The following is a 15,324-nucleotide window of genomic DNA, read 5'->3' on the forward strand; positions in this document are numbered from 1 at the left end:
AGAATAATTGAGCGCGTTCCGTGTGAAGCGCTTGAGGAAACCACATTTCCCTACATTTGAACTTGCAAGCGAGGTGAATATCATTGGGGATATGAAACTTTTTCGAATTGGCGAACTCGCCAAAACAGCTGGTGTAAGCGAACGGACCATTGACTACTACACAAAACTCGGGTTAATTGCTCCCGAAGAGCGCACACAGAAAAATTATCGCCTCTATAGTCATGAAACCTTAACCAGACTCGAACGTATTGTACAGATGAAACAAGAGAAGTATAGTCTCGAAGAGATCAAACAATCTCTTGAAAAGTGGCGTCTGGTCAGCACAGAAGAACAAGTAGCAAGCAAACTGACATCACTTGAACTTCATGTGCAGCAGCTTGAGCGAGAAGTCAATGAACTGAAACCGCTGCTTGGAGAGATGAAACCTGTACAAGCACGCAAGATGATGGCAGGACTGCTCACCAAAAGCGCCGGTACGATGGAGGCATTAAAAATCTTGCTTGAGAACACCATGATGTAGCTTATTAAGAAAGCGGAGGAATGGATATGAGTTTTAATAACGGTATGTTCGTATTGATTATCATCGCCTTTTTGCTCTCTCTATGGGCGCAATTTCGCGTTAAAGGTACGTTTAGACGCTGGTCAGAAGTACCCAATCAGAATGGGATGACAGGTTACGATGCAGCCCGCCATATGCTTGATGCCAACGGCCTGCATGATGTGCCGATTGAACCCGTTCGCGGTTCCCTCTCCGACCATTACGATCCAATTAACCGGGTTGTACGTTTGTCAGAGCCTGTATATTACGAAAGGTCCATCTCAGCCCTATCCGTTGCCTGTCACGAAGTAGGCCATGCCATTCAACATAAGGAAAGTTACCCTATGCTGGCTTTGCGTCACCGGATTTTTCCCATCGTCAACTTCGCTTCCGGGCTCGCACCATTCTTGTTGATCGCAGGTTTTCTCTTTAACGCCATGAACCTGGTTGGAATCGGTATTATCTTCTTCTCGGTTACCGTTGCTTTCCAACTGATCACTCTGCCAGTCGAGTTCAACGCCAGCAATCGGGCAAGAGAGATTATGGTATCAGAAGGTTATATTCGTAATGATGAAGAAAAAGGGGTAGCCAAAGTATTGAACGCAGCAGCTTTGACTTATGTTGCCGCTGCATTGATCTCCCTTCTTGAACTGATTCGTTACATCGGAATCTTTAACAGCCGCGATTAATCATCCCGACTTTTTGAATCACTGCATAAATAAAGAAACAATACCCCCTCCATTATTTGGAGGGGGTATTGTTTTGCTGTAAACCAAAGTAATGAAGCAAAAACGAGCGGAAGGACTGAGCAACGAGAGGAAGTTTATCATCAGCTCGATGGATCAGTCCAATCGTTCTGGTTACTTTAGGATGCGAAATCGCCACATGAGCCGGTCGCAGCGGATTCGTCTGAAATAAGGCCATCTCCGGCAGCAGGCTGACCCCCATGCCCGCGGCAACCAAACCACGGATCGTGTCCGTCTCTTCGCCTTCAAACGCAATTTTCGGCGTAAATCCGGCCTCCAGACAGGCGTGCCATACAATCGGACGCAGCGAATAACCTTTGCTGAAGAGCACAAACTTATCATCCTTTAACTGCTCCAGCGCGATCTTTTCTTCTCCTGCTAGGGGATGATTCGGCGGTAAGATAGCATGCAGTTCCTCGGTAAGCACAACATCACCGGCTACCTGATCATGCTTTTCCGGAAAAGGGGAAATAAACGCTAAATCCACCTCAGCTGATAATACATCTCTGATCAGTGTCGGATACATCCCCTGCTTGAATCTGAATTTCACATTGGGATACTTTTGACGAAAAGCAGCTACTACCGATGGAATCAGATGAATGCCCAGACTATGCGGAAAACCGATCCGAATTTCCCCATGTTCCGGGTCAAGAAACTCATGTACCTCACCAACGGCTTTATCGAGATCCTTCAGAATGCCTTCAACCCGCTTGCAAAAGAGCTGCCCTACCGCAGTTAACTGCAGATTCCGTCCTTTTTGCATAAAAAGATCGACACCCAGTTCCTCTTCCAGCTGATGGATCTGCCTGCTGACCGCAGATTGTGCCACGTGCAGCTCTTCAGCCGCCTGTGTGACATGCTCCTTCTGGGCCACCTTAAGAAAATAATGCAACTGTCTTAATTCCACTTGCTCTGATCGCTCCAATCTGTTATACCCTACTATATCTTTGCCCGAACTCCATCTTGAGAACGCTCCAACTATTTCTTAAGCATTCGGGGTTTCCACAAGCGAATGATCAAACCATAAATAAAGAATCCCCCGATCAAACCGCCCAAATGGGCCATCCAGTTTACGTTTGACACTGCGAAGGAGAAAATAATCCCGAACAGCAGCAGTGTGTACAGCGTTTTGCGAGAGGTTTCATCCATAATCGTACGCTGGAACAAGGCTACGTAGAGAAATGCCCCATACACTGCATAGATTGCACCTGATGCTCCTACAGAAATCGTAATCTCGCCAGCCGAATTGTACCAAGCCACAGCAAGAAGGTTACCTACCACGCCTCCCCCGAGATAAAGAACACCGTACCTCAACGATCCAAGAAGCCGCTCCATCGGCGGAGCAAATACAATAAGCGCAAAACTGTTAAACAGGAGATGGCCAAAGCCAGCATGCAGAAAGATGGAAGTCACGTAACGCCACCAATCCTGAGCGAACAATTCATAGTTCGTCAGCGCGCCATACTTGAGCAGCACCAAACTGTTTGTCGAACCGCCATTGAAAGTTAACACGAAAAACATAACAACATTTGCAATCAAAAGAATCGACGTCAAAGGGAAGTACTTCAAATAACTTTTCCAATTTTCATAACGGATAAATATCATAGACTTTTTGCTTTCACTCCACCCTGTTAAGATCAAACCTTCTTTTCGAAACCAAGGAATGGTACATGTCCAGATTGGACAATGCCTTTCATAAAAGATTATAATGGATTTTGGCACGGATCACCAATTTATAAGGAGGAACATTATTTATGGCACAAGAACGCAAAGGCGCAGCCACGTTTAAAGGCAACCCTATCACATTGATCGGACCCGAACTGAAAGCGGGCGATCAAGCACCTGACTTCACTGTGAGCAAAAACTTGATTGAAGATGCATCCTTGAAAGACTTCGCAGGCAAAATCAAATTAATCAGCGTTGTTCCTTCTCTGGACACTGGCGTATGTGATGCACAGACTCGCCGCTTCAATGTTGAAGCTGCTGATCTCGGAGAGAACGTCGTTGTTCTGACCGTCAGCGTAGACCTTCCATTCGCACAAGAACGTTGGTGCGGTGCAGCAGGTGTCGACCGCGTGATCACGCTATCCGACTACAAAACACGCTCCTTTGGCGAGAACTATGGCGTTCTGATCAAAGAGTTCCAACTTGATATGCGTTCTATTTTTGTTTTGGATGCCGAAGACAAAATTACATATGTGGAGTATCTGCCTGAAATGACGGACTCCCCTAACTTCGAGCAGGCCATTGCTGCCGTAAAAGCTTTGCTCTAAAACAAGTTTTATATGCGCAGAATAAAAGCGAGGAAGGTCATCCTTCTCTCGCTTTTTTATCCTATCCGTTATTTCACTCGTTCACCTTATACTTGCTCAGTTTCTTATCCAGTACGGAGAATAAGTTCATAATTGTACGGTAGTTTGAACCAAGATCCCCCAGCGATCCGCGGGAAGCAGAATACATATCCACTGCGCTCCGCACAGGACTTACTGAAATGATAGAAACGGTGATATCCATTGTGCGTCCAAACGTTGTGCGTTTCTCCAGTATAATCTCACCCACCGAATGCACTTCGTGCAGCACTTTATAACCCGGAATTTTTTTTAGTGTTGAAGACACTTCTTCCCAGGCTTTATCTTTTGATAAATTGTAATACCGTGTTTTTAATTTGGGATCCTTGGCTCGATCGCTGGTTCCCTCCATACTTCGGATGATACCGACGAGCGTTCTCTTTAAGGTCAAGACCCTTCCTCCTTTGAGTGTAACCGTTCCATTTATGTATTCTAGTGTAACATTGTTCAAGTAGTAACAAAAGGGTAAGCATCATATTTAACAAAAATACATCTGTTCAACTGAACGTCAACACTGCTGCTTCAACGCCCTTTCTCGGAACTGTCCATAAATCAACATAAAAACACCCTAACTTCCTTGGTAAGAAGGAAAAGTCAGGGTGCTGTACATCATAAAAATTTAGAAACCCGCCTATGCCGTCCGGCTACATTGTCTTATGAACCTGCTTGGCAGGTGGGTGACTGCAAAAATGCGTTTGAAGTCCCCATGTCGTATAGACAGGGCTTTTCAGCAACACTTTGTGTTAATCTCCCGAAGACATCATCATTGGTTCAAAACAACGAATAACCGAAACGTACATCGCAGGATGTACAATTATTATATCCCTAACTGTGTAAAAAGTAAATGCCATACAGCCATGTTTTATTTATGCTGTGTAAATTCTTTATTGCCAGCAGGTTCAGAAACTTTCGCCTCTTCCTCATCATCAGCTGATTTCTCAGCCTGCGCTGCCGCCTCTTCTTCTTCCTTCTGCAGCTGCATCTTTTGCATCTGCTCCTGCATCTTGTTGTAAGTTGCATAGAAGTTAAAGAACGCAAACCAGGCCACAATACTCATAATGAAAAAGATGAACAATACCGGGTACCGCAATCCGAAATAGAACAGCAGCCCGCTGCCCAGCAGTGTGGAAAACACACGGAAAGGTCGAATCAGCGTCAGCAAAACTGCATTTTTGATAATGAGTCCGATCGACATGTGATAGTGCACGACCATCGAGAAGAAGTTAAACAAGGACACAAACAGCAGCAGGAGCAGCACGAGCATAATAATTCCGACAAGCTGCATGTTGCGGAACTGCGTCATATATACCGTATAATCCAGATACATAATAGCGAACAGCAGTGTGTAAAAAATACCCCCGATTAAACTTTGTTTGTAGTTTTCCTTGTAACCTGTGAAGAACGTACGGAAAATGGGTACATCTGTATCTCCCATATTCCATTTACGAACAACCGTGAACAAAGCTGACGTCGCCGGAAACAGTGTAAGCGGTGCCACAATGGCTATAGCCCAGTTCATTTGTAATGATTCGTTGGCGAGGTTCTGCTGCATCACGAGCAGTTTCATGATCATGAAAAACAAGAACGGCGACGAACAGATCGCCCACAAGAGATTGCTTGCGGCCAGTCTCGTAATCCATTCTGTCAGCCGGTAAAGCCCGCCCATAGCTCCTTTAAATTCCAAACATTTCTCCTCCTCCGTACCTTGCGTGTAACCTGAAGTCTAATATTAATATACCTTATTATATAGAGGAAAAGCCAGCACTTCCCGAAAGAAGATCACTCGAAACAACCCGGGTGAATCTAATAAATGGAAAGTCTATGAACATTTACAAAGTAAAAAAGATGGAGCAGCTTCCTGCCCCATCCTTATTACATGTTAGCCTTATTCGAAAGAGTTGTCTCTTGCCGGACGACGTCCTTCATTGCTGCTCGGACGCGGTTTGCGGTCACGATTGTAGCCGCCTTCTCTGCTTCCGCTTCCGCCGCTGTTGCGGTCACGGTTATAACCGCCACGTCCGCCTCCGCCGCTGTTGCGATCACGGTTGTAACCACCTCCGCCTCCGCCACTGCGGTTGCCGCTGTAACCTGATGGTTTACGTCCGCCGGAGCGAACATCTGGTCTGCGGCGTTTAGCACGGATTGGATCTTCAGGAGTCAGATCAACCTGAGCGTCTTTTTTGTCGCCTGTCAGAAGTTTCAGAGCTGCGGACAGCAATTGTACGGAATCGTACTGCTCCAGCATCTGAATGGCAATTCCTTTGTATTCATTGAGCTCACCGGATTGAACGATCTCGAGGAGACGTTCAGCTGTAACACGTTGTTTTCCTTCAACCGCTTCTGCCATTGTTGGCAGTGGTTTACGCGGAATACGGTGACGTGTTACACGCTCGATGAAGTGCAGGTGATCAATCTCACGCGGTGTTACGAAAGACCATGCAGCACCCTCTTTACCCGCACGACCTGTACGGCCAATACGGTGAACATAACTTTCAGGATCTTGCGGAAGGTCAAAGTTCACAACGTGGGTTACGCCGGATACGTCGAGACCACGAGCTGCTACGTCTGTTGCAACGAGTACATCAATGCTGCCGTCACGGAACTTACGCATTACCGTATCACGTTGATTTTGAGACAAGTCACCATGCAGACCGTCAGCTGAATATCCACGTTTTTGCAAAGCTTCAGCCAATTCATCAACACGACGCTTTGTACGTCCAAATACGATAGCCAGTTCTGGGGATTCCATATCCAGCAAACGGCTGAGAGCTTCGAATTTTTGACGCTCAGGAACTTCGATATAAGCCTGATCGATCAACGGAGCGCTGACTTGTTTAGGGATAACAGAAACGTGTTCTGGATTAGTCAAGAATTGTTGAGCCAATTTTTGAATGTTAGGAGGCATTGTTGCAGAGAACAGCATCGTTTGACGTTCGTCCGGAACTTGTTTCAGGATGGATTGAATATCCTCCATGAATCCCATGTCGAGCATTTCATCTGCTTCGTCCAATACAACAGTTTGTACATCATCAAGTTTGATTGTTTTGCGGTTGATGTGGTCAAGGAGACGTCCTGGCGTACCGATGATAATCTGTGGTTTTCTTTTCAATGCACGAATCTGGCGTACGATATCTTGTCCGCCGTAGATTGGCAGGGAGCGCAGACCTTTGAAGCGAGTAAGTTTTTCGATCTCTTCAGCGACTTGGATCGCAAGTTCACGTGTAGGTGCCATAATGAGGGCGCGGATTTTATCATCCGTCTTGGAGATTTTGCTGATCAACGGAATACCGAATGCTGCTGTTTTACCTGTACCTGTCTGAGCTTGACCGATCAAATCTCTTCCTTCGAGTGCAAAAGGGATTGATTTGGATTGAATCGGTGTTGCTTCTTCAAACCCGAGCTCAGTGATGGCCTGCAGCACCAGTGGTTCAAGATTGAAATCTGAGAAATTTAAATTTGTCAAAATTATTCATACTCCTTTTATATGGTGGACATGGTGGACAATCCACTTTGTTGTCTGTATTCTTAAGTAGCGTTAATATTTATAGGGTATCCCAATGGGACGAATTATTTTCACGAACGAACATAATTCCATGAATGGGTCCCCAACATAAGACTAAAACTACAATCATGCGTTTGAAACATTTCAAATTTTAGCTTTCGATTTGGGAAAAGTTTCCTACTCAAGAATATCCACAAATCATTATATCATAAAACTATTCTAGATTACCAGCAATCTGGTTTTAAATAAAAATGAGGTGATTAAATTGCCCAAAATAATTTGGCACTCTTTAGTGATCATTTTGGGTGCTGCAGCGATTGCCTGCGGCTTTAACTGGTTTTTGGTTCCCCATCAGCTTCTGAGCGGCGGAGTATCCGGAATTTCCATGCTATTAGGATACTTTACCAATCTGAATCTTAGTATAATGTATTTTGTTCTTAACATTCCTCTGCTCATTGCAGGTTGGTTTATTCTTGGACGACGTTTCATTATATTGAGCATTGTATCGGTAGCAGCCACATCCTGGTTTATTGGCCTGCTGCCTGTTTCTGTTGTCGCAACCGACCCATTGTTAAGCTGTGTGTTCGGCGGTGTACTGGTCGGGATCGGTACAGGCGTGTCTTTCCGGGTTGGCGGCTCTACGGGAGGGTTGGATATTGTCGGTTCTATATTCACAAGGAATCGTGACTTCCCGATCGGTACGGTTATGGCAGGGATGAATGGAGCCATCATCCTCCTTGCCGGTTATCTTAATAATAACTGGAACATCGCGCTCGCTTCCATGGTTTCAATCTATGTCACAGGGAAAGTGCTGGATCTTATTCACATCAGTCACGTTAAGGTCACCTTGTACATCATTACGAATGAGACTGAAGCGATGCTCAAAAAACTGCTCAGCCGCCCTCGCGGGGTTACTAAAATTAAAACCCAAGGGGCATACACCGACATAGAAAAGGATATGTTAATGACTGTGACAACACGTTATGAACTGGTTGAGATTAAACGAATCATCAAAGAAACCGATCCAAAGGCATTCGTTAACATTGTGGAAACCGTTGGAGTTATGGGCTCCTTCCGCCGCAGCTAGACACATGCCCGTTAACAATTCACAAGTTTGTGGTATAATAATGGTGCACCGCTCTTAAATATGTTGTATAGCAGGTTCATGACCTTTACTTTTCACAAGCCATATGCTTTCCCGATTCGCGCCGAATGACTTACCATTTTGGAATTCGAGTAGGAAAGGGTGATTATTGTGGATATGGAAACGGTAAAACTGTTTGAAATTGTCAACAAATGGTGCCCGGAAATGCTCCCTTTCTTGAAACCGAATGAACTCGACTCGCTGATTGTGCTCCGGGATGGGCTGGGCATCCTGGAACAGGGAGATGCAATGGAAATCGTTCAGTACAGTATTTGCGAGCATCAGAATGATGTGTATATTCAATAATTTTTTCAGATTGATCACGCCGCTTCTAGACGAGGATTCCCTTCGTCGGGAAGCGGTTTTTTATTTTTTCCACATGTTTCATAAAAGGAGGATTATGGTTAAAAGCCCAGAGGCTTTGCTGTATAATTTTATCAAAGAATTCACATGAAGGAGTGGTAAATATATGAATATACTGTGGGCTCTATTCGCTTTTGCCTTTGGCAGCTTCGGTGCTCCATCTGCAGTACAGGATCAGGCCGGTCATCCCCCTCCGGGTTCGCTCAGCAGCAGTTTAAACACGGCTATCATTCAATCGCAGCAGGATCAGGTCATCGTCGACGCTGACAACCCTCCCGCCAAAGTGGATCCCCAGCCCGATGCACCGGTTGTTAAAGGAATATACGTCACAGCGTACAGCGCGGGTGGCGCACGAATGAAGCAGCTCCTTGAGCTGACCGATCAGACTGAGCTGAATGCAATGGTCATTGATATCAAAGACGATCTTGGATACATAACCTACCCTTCTGAAAATAAAGCGCTGAACACAATGGGCGAAACCAAATCCTTCATCCGTGACATGGATGCTTTGATGAAAAGGCTGGAGAAACACGACGTTTATCCCATTGCACGCATCGTGGTGTTTAAAGATACGATTCTAGCCAAAAAGAATCCTGAGCTCTCCTTCCAAAACAAGGACGGCTCCGTTTGGGCCAACGGCAAAGGAGACAGCTTCGTGAACCCATACAGCAAGGAAGTTTGGGATTATAACGTTGAAATCGCCAAGGAAGCTGCGAAGCTTGGTTTCAAAGAAATTCAGTTTGACTACGTTCGATTTCCCGAGGGTTTCGAGACACGTGCGGACAAACTGAAATATACCCAGACCGACCAATCACGAGTGGACGTAGTCGCCGAATTTGTGCAGTATGCACGTAAAGAACTTGCACCACTTGGCGTTCGCGTCTCGGTAGATATCTTTGGTTATGCAGCCTCCGTACCGGCAGCCGAAGGAATCGGGCAGGACTTTGTGAAAATTTCGGAGAACGTCGATGTCATCTCGCCTATGGTATATCCCAGTCATTATTCAACCGGCTGGTATGGCGTGAAGGACCCTGACAAAGATCCCTACACTACCATTAAAGGTTCTATGAAGGACACTCATAAGAAACTGGACCCTACGAAAGAACTCAAACCGGTTATTCGCCCATGGATTCAAGACTTCACTGCAAGCTGGCTGGGCAGCGGACATTATATAAAATACGGCAAAAAGCAGATAGAGGAACAGATTCGAGCCATGAAAGAAATGGATGTGGACGAGTATCTGCTGTGGAATGCATCTAACCGTTACACGCCCGGAGTACAGTACAAATAATCGCACTTATAATTATGGTTACTATTATAGTAGAGTTCATTTCACTTCAAGCATCAAACCCAGGATAATATTACTGCTGCAGCCTCGTCCCGTTTGTAACGGAACGAGGTTTTTTAACCGCTCGACATCCTTCCATCCCTTAGGTGGAACCCTCTCCTTCCAACTGGACTATTCAAAACCGTAAAAATCCTCTACAATTAATAGCTGTCTGATGTGACATCAGCATGATAACGATATAGATCGCGAGGCAGTTTCTGTGAATATGACCACAACGAGTTTTGCGCAAAAAATCAAACAGTTTTTGATTATATTTTTGCCTATCTTCACCACTCAGATTGCCCTTTCGGCCATGTCTTTTTTCGATACGAATATGTCCGGAAAGTTCTCCCCCGCTGACCTTGCAGGCGTGGCAATCGGAACAAGTCTGTGGATGCCTGTGCAAACCGGTCTAAGCGGAATTTTGATGGGGATCACACCTGTCGTCTCTCATCTGCTCGGCTCCCGTCGCCACGATCAGATTGGACACAGCGTGATTCAGGCTCTTTATCTTGGTTTTGCCGTCGGCTTGATCGTGCTTGGTGCTGGCGCGCTTCTCCTGGGCCCTATTTTAAAAGGAATGCCGCTGGAGCCGCATGTTGCAAATGTTGCTTTTTACTTTTTGTGCGCACTCGCTTTCGGCATTATGCCGCTGTTCGGCTACACGGTGCTGCGCAGCTTCATGGACTCGCTTGGCCAGACACGAACCACTATGCTGATCACGCTGGTTTCCCTGCCCGTTAATATTTTACTGAATTATCTGCTGATCTTTGGACGCTGGGGCTTTCCTCAACTAGGAGGGGTTGGCGCAGGTGCAGCCACAGCTTTTACATACTGGCTTATTTTTCTGATCAGCCTCTTTTTCGCCCATCGAATGGAGCCTTTTGCCCAGTACGGGATTTTCCGCCAATGGTCACGGATCTCTTTTAGCAAATGGAAGGAACTGCTGGTCATCGGGGTTCCCATCGGGTTTGCAACCTTCTTTGAAACGTCCATCTTCGCCGCAGTTACTTTGCTGATGAGCCGATTCGATACAGTTACAATTGCCGCACATCAGGCAGCACTGAACTTTGCCTCGACGCTCTATATGTTACCTGTGAGCATCTGCATGGCACTCACTATTCTGGTCGGTTTTGAAAATGGGGCCGGACGACTCAAAGATGCCAAACAGTATAGTCTGATAGGCATCGGCGGCGCTGCCTTACTTTCTCTACTTACAGCCGTTGTCCTGCTCGTGTTCGGAGAACAGATTGCAGGTGTTTACTCTAATGAACAGGAAGTCATTACGCTGACGCAGCATTTCCTGATCTATGCGATTTTCTTCCAGATCTCAGATGCAATTGCTACTCCGACACAGGGAGCACTGCGCGGATATAAGGATGTGAATCCAGCGCTTCTGATTACTTTTATTGCGTACTGGATTATTGGTCTTCCCGTTGGATACTTCACAGCAACCTACACGTCACTGGGGGCCTTTGGATACTGGGTTGGTCTTATTGCCGGACTTGCCGTTGGAGCCACTGCGCTCCTGTGGAGGCTTTTCAGGGTACAGAAAAAGCTCGAGCTCATACGTAAGCTTTCTCTATCCTGACTTCTCATTTTTGATTATGCTGGGAAGGTACATCCTGTCAAAACCAAAAAAGCACACCCCGTTTGATGCGGGGTTGTGCTTTTTTGGTTAGAAGAATTATTGAGACAAGCGCTGCGCAAGCTCGTACGTTTCCATATCGAACACTTTTTTCGTATTTACGACTTTATCAATGTCCGTTAGAACGAGCTCGCCTTTAATGATGCCGCACCCTTTGTCCGTTTCGCCAGCAATCAGGCTTCGAACAGCAAAGTCGCCCAAGCGGCTTGCCAGGTTGCGGTCAAACGGTGTTGGTGTACCCCCACGCTGAATGTGTCCAAGAACGGTAACACGCGGTTCATACGTCGGGCAGCGTTCCATTAATTCTTTTGCTACATCTTCCCCTTTACCAACACCTTCAGCAACGATGATGATACTGTGACGCTTGCCATGTGCAAAGTTAGCTTTCATCCGCTCAGCTACCTCATCCATGTCAAATGGTACTTCCGGCACCAAAATCGTTTCCGCTCCCGAAGCAAGTCCGGCATGCAGCGCAATATCACCGCAGTGACGACCCATAACCTCGACGATGGAAGAACGTTCATGCGAAGACATCGTGTCACGCAGTTTGTTTACTGCATCAACCACGACGCTTACCGATGTATCAAAGCCGATGGTGTAATCAGTGAATGAGATGTCATTGTCAATCGTCCCTGGCAGACCCATGGTATTAATGCCAAGCTTGCTCAGTTTGTTCGCTCCGTGATAAGAACCGTCTCCTCCGATGACAATGAGACCATCAATACCGCGCGCCCGCAAAATATCTGCTCCTTTTTGCTGGCCTTCAGCGGTATAAAACTCTTTACAACGTGCAGATTGCAGAACGGTTCCCCCGCGCTGGATAATATCCCCTACACTCCGCAAATCCATTGGGAAAATGTCATTGTTCAAAAGCCCTTGATATCCGCGCTGAATACCAAACACTTCTAATCCGTGAAATAGTCCGCTGCGAACAACCGCACGAACGGCTGCGTTCATCCCCTGGGAATCACCACCGCTTGTTAAAACTGCGATTTTTTTTACTGCTGTCATGATGTTTCTTCCTCCTCTAGTTTCACTTCAGGCACCGCAATTACACGCCTGACTTACATATGCTTTCGTATCCAGCGGCTGAAAATGAAGAAAAACACGCGTGTAACCGGACTGTTCTTCATCAGACGTTTGGACACAATGCGAACTTCCTGCTGTTCGCTGACTTTGGGATCAGACAGGTAAATGGCTATTAGTCCTTCAATGATCATCCGGTGAAACGCAGTTCCCGGAATCTTCTGCACATCACTGCGAGCCATTTCCACAATAAAAGCAATTCGGTCCAGCATCATCTCTTCATTCTCGTAGTAATTGCAGAAATTGAGATCCCCTCCAACACGATCCTCATCCTGATCGATTAAATAATCGAGCATGATATGTAATGCGCATACGTGCGGGAAATAGGCAGTGTGAATTGAAACCGCCTGCTCTTCGGTCAGCTGATCATCACTTGCAGCGAGGAACAGCATAAATACACCCAGTGTAGAGCCAGTAGCAGCGGCAAATTCGTTCCAACGAAACTGAGGTGTGCGGTGACGATGCTCCGACCACCATTCGAGCAAGGCCGTTTCTCTCAGTTCCGGTTTGATGTGCTTATATACCTGCAGGTCCGTGTATAGGCCTGCCAGATCCTGTATTTGGGGCTTGGCTGACGCATATCCCGGCAGCTGACGGGTCAACTCCTGACATGTCGTCACCAGATTCCGCAGATATCCACCGTCATCCTGATCCTCACGGAGTTCATAGTAATTGACGGGCACAGCTTCGGGATCTACCGCATCAAGCATAGATTGATGAAGCAGACGAAAATCATCCGGGTCCATCGAAGTGCTGCGGTCACACAGATTGTCCAAATAATCACTTATGGTTTGATATGAAACGATCAGCGGAATAAGAATGTGCCTGTTCGGCATATCTGCCAAAGCATAGACAGTTCCACCCTCACAGTGGAATTGTTTATCTCTTAGACTGGCAAGGGCTTGCGTACGCAATTCCTCATTGGGAATCGTCTCGGCCTGAGCACGCCACGCATCCAATGCCTTACGCGTTTCCGGAATGGTGTATTTGTACACCCCTCTCATCAATGCCAGCGGTCCTCGCGGGTACTGATGACGTTTTCGATTTGATTGGCTCAAAATAAATGTGCCTCCACTTTGGTTGAATACGTATTAGAGCGATTTTAACCATTCCTATTATAATATGATCCCCTTAATTGTACAAATGATATGCCGCATAAACCGCGTAAAAAATCGCATCGCCACCTAAAGCTTTATGTTATACTATGCATATTTCTATCCATCAAAGGAGTCGTTGACATGTCGTCAGGTGAACCACTTTCGTGGAGACGGTTATTTTCTTTTTTTGTGCCGCTTGGCATCTCCGCCTCTCTCGTAACAATATCGCACGTGATTATCAACAGCACCCTGGCACGTTCTGCCCATCCCGAGACTGTTATTGCAAGTTATGCCATAGCCGGAAGTCTGCTGACCCTCACGGAGCGTCCCTCCACCCTGCTGCGCCAAACCTGTTCTGCGCTGGTTCGTGACCGCCTCTCTTTTCAGGCTTTGACATTTGTGACCAAAATATTTTTGGCCTGTGTGCTTCTGATCGGATTCCTTATTGTTTACTCTCCCGTTGGTACCGGGGTGTTTAAATATTTATTTGGCGTAAGCCCGGACCTGCTCGGTAAAGTCATCGACGTATATGAGATTCTGATGTATGTCAGTATTTTTTCAGTCATCCGTAATATCTATCAGGGCATTATTATCACAAATAACCGAACCAAATGGCTCACCATCGGGATGATATTTCGCTTGGCAGGTATGTATGGTCTATCCCTGTATTTCATCTATACAGACAGCATTAACAGCGGTCGTGTAGGCGCTATCATCTTTGCTGCAGGAATGATGATTGAAGCGCTTGTCAGCTATTTGGAGGGCAGCAGCATTATGCGCAAAATGCCAGCCAAACTCGAAGAACATCCTGTGGAGAACAAAAGCGATGTATACCGTTTTTATAAACCACTGCTGCTATCGAGCTTTGTAGCCCTTTTTATCGGACCTGTGATTAACATCGTGCTCGGCAAAACAACCGGGATTGCACTCGCAATCTCTTCCTTTGCTGTAGCCAGCAGTCTGATGCAGCTCATGCTGAGCTTTTTTACCTATATTCATCAGATCGTGCTCAACTTCTATCTAATTGATGCCAAACTCGTTAAAAAGTTCGCGCTTGTTACAGGTTTTATTCCGTTCGCTATGACTGTAACCATTGCGTACACGCCACTGGGGCCATGGGTATTCGAAAATATCATGAGCGTTCAAGGCCAGCTGCTGGAGCAAAGTCTCTGGACCCTCCGCGCGTTTGTGCTCTTCCCGCTGATCTCTCCTTTTCTGGATTTCAGTAATGGTCTAATTCTGCTCCGTGGTCAGACCAAGACGATGTTTCGTTCGCAAAGCGCGAATGCCATCTGCACCATTATTGTGCTGCTTATTCTGGTCAGCATTTTCCCGGCATGGAACGGCATAATCGGGGCAGCCGCCCAATCGCTGGGTCTGCTCGCAGAGCTGGTTATTGTATGGCTCGTGATCCGGCGCACGCAAAAAGAACCAACGATGTCTGTACCGCCTTCTCGCGGTTCTTCATCCCTGAAAGGCTAATCGTTCTCTGAATACCTGAATCGAATTCAAGATTGGAGTCTCT

Annotated in this window: 15 protein-coding genes and 1 other RNA gene; 8 read left to right on the forward strand and 8 right to left on the reverse strand. The window is 46.4% G+C overall.

Annotated features, from left to right (window positions below; genetic code table 11):
* The first annotated feature begins 91 nt into the window (after positions 1–91).
* Positions 92–520 carry a MerR family transcriptional regulator gene (locus ABXS70_RS16010; protein WP_342555312.1) on the forward strand — a complete coding sequence of 143 codons (429 nt, stop codon included), beginning with the start codon at positions 92–94 and terminating at the stop codon, positions 518–520.
* A 26-nt stretch (positions 521–546) separates the two neighbouring features.
* Positions 547–1,227 (forward strand): zinc metallopeptidase, encoded by a 681-nt coding sequence (locus ABXS70_RS16015; RefSeq protein WP_342555311.1) that lies wholly within the window; start codon positions 547–549, stop codon positions 1,225–1,227.
* 52 nt (positions 1,228–1,279) lie between these two features.
* On the opposite strand, the gene ABXS70_RS16020 is transcribed toward ABXS70_RS16015, so the two are convergent.
* Both ABXS70_RS16020 and ABXS70_RS16025 read right to left on the reverse strand, forming a co-directional pair.
* The gene (locus ABXS70_RS16020) at positions 1,280–2,191 is read right to left on the reverse strand and encodes a LysR family transcriptional regulator (protein ID WP_366289121.1); all 912 of its coding nucleotides are present in this window, start codon (positions 2,189–2,191) and stop codon (positions 1,280–1,282) included.
* 71 nt (positions 2,192–2,262) lie between these two features.
* Positions 2,263–2,889 carry a rhomboid family intramembrane serine protease gene (locus tag ABXS70_RS16025; RefSeq protein WP_342555309.1) on the reverse strand — a complete coding sequence of 209 codons (627 nt, stop codon included), beginning with the start codon at positions 2,887–2,889 and terminating at the stop codon, positions 2,263–2,265.
* A 149-nt stretch (positions 2,890–3,038) separates the two neighbouring features.
* Between ABXS70_RS16025 and tpx the strand changes: the two genes are divergently transcribed.
* On the forward strand, positions 3,039–3,557 hold the full coding sequence (gene tpx, locus ABXS70_RS16030; protein ID WP_342555308.1) for a thiol peroxidase: 519 nt from the start codon (positions 3,039–3,041) through the stop codon (positions 3,555–3,557).
* Positions 3,558–3,630: 73 nt separating this feature from the next.
* Here the strand turns inward: tpx and ABXS70_RS16035 are convergent, their stop codons facing one another.
* The 4 genes from ABXS70_RS16035 to ABXS70_RS16050 all read right to left on the reverse strand — a co-directional run bounded on the left by ABXS70_RS16035 (position 3,631) and on the right by ABXS70_RS16050 (position 7,095).
* The gene (locus tag ABXS70_RS16035) at positions 3,631–4,023 is read right to left on the reverse strand and encodes a DUF1499 domain-containing protein (protein ID WP_342555307.1); all 393 of its coding nucleotides are present in this window, start codon (positions 4,021–4,023) and stop codon (positions 3,631–3,633) included.
* Positions 4,024–4,252: 229 nt separating this feature from the next.
* A non-coding RNA gene (ssrS, locus tag ABXS70_RS16040) (6S RNA) lies at positions 4,253–4,443 on the reverse strand.
* 51 nt (positions 4,444–4,494) lie between these two features.
* Positions 4,495–5,316, reverse strand: coding sequence for a DUF624 domain-containing protein (locus ABXS70_RS16045; RefSeq protein ID WP_342555306.1), 822 nt, complete (start codon positions 5,314–5,316; stop codon positions 4,495–4,497).
* A gap of 201 nt (positions 5,317–5,517) precedes the next feature.
* On the reverse strand, positions 5,518–7,095 hold the full coding sequence (locus tag ABXS70_RS16050; protein WP_342555305.1) for a DEAD/DEAH box helicase: 1,578 nt from the start codon (positions 7,093–7,095) through the stop codon (positions 5,518–5,520).
* A 304-nt stretch (positions 7,096–7,399) separates the two neighbouring features.
* Here ABXS70_RS16050 and ABXS70_RS16055 point away from each other — a divergent pair, with 304 nt between their 5' ends.
* The 4 genes from ABXS70_RS16055 (at position 7,400) to ABXS70_RS16070 (ending at position 11,559) form a co-directional block, all read left to right on the forward strand.
* On the forward strand, positions 7,400–8,221 hold the full coding sequence (locus ABXS70_RS16055) for a YitT family protein (protein WP_342555304.1): 822 nt from the start codon (positions 7,400–7,402) through the stop codon (positions 8,219–8,221).
* A 174-nt stretch (positions 8,222–8,395) separates the two neighbouring features.
* Positions 8,396–8,584, forward strand: a complete 189-nt coding sequence (locus ABXS70_RS16060) for a hypothetical protein (protein WP_216513268.1) — start codon at positions 8,396–8,398, stop codon at positions 8,582–8,584.
* Positions 8,585–8,747: 163 nt separating this feature from the next.
* The gene (locus ABXS70_RS16065; protein WP_342555303.1) at positions 8,748–9,932 is read left to right on the forward strand and encodes a putative glycoside hydrolase; all 1,185 of its coding nucleotides are present in this window, start codon (positions 8,748–8,750) and stop codon (positions 9,930–9,932) included.
* A gap of 262 nt (positions 9,933–10,194) precedes the next feature.
* A complete protein-coding gene (locus tag ABXS70_RS16070) occupies positions 10,195–11,559 on the forward strand; it encodes an MATE family efflux transporter (RefSeq protein WP_366296668.1) in 1,365 nt (454 codons plus the stop codon).
* A gap of 96 nt (positions 11,560–11,655) precedes the next feature.
* On the opposite strand, the gene pfkA is transcribed toward ABXS70_RS16070, so the two are convergent.
* On the reverse strand, positions 11,656–12,627 hold the full coding sequence (pfkA, locus tag ABXS70_RS16075) for a 6-phosphofructokinase (protein WP_342555302.1): 972 nt from the start codon (positions 12,625–12,627) through the stop codon (positions 11,656–11,658).
* A 53-nt stretch (positions 12,628–12,680) separates the two neighbouring features.
* A complete protein-coding gene (locus ABXS70_RS16080) occupies positions 12,681–13,760 on the reverse strand; it encodes a tetraprenyl-beta-curcumene synthase family protein (protein ID WP_342555301.1) in 1,080 nt (359 codons plus the stop codon).
* A gap of 180 nt (positions 13,761–13,940) precedes the next feature.
* On the opposite strand from ABXS70_RS16080, the gene ABXS70_RS16085 reads away from it, so the two are divergent.
* Positions 13,941–15,281: a multi antimicrobial extrusion protein MatE gene (locus ABXS70_RS16085; RefSeq protein WP_342555300.1), complete on the forward strand. Its 1,341-nt coding sequence runs from the start codon at positions 13,941–13,943 to the stop codon at positions 15,279–15,281.
* Positions 15,282–15,324 lie beyond the last annotated feature (43 nt).

Origin of the sequence: Paenibacillus sp. AN1007, from assembly GCF_040702995.1 — a bacterium.
In the GTDB taxonomy this organism is placed as follows: Bacteria; Bacillota; Bacilli; order Paenibacillales; family Paenibacillaceae; genus Paenibacillus.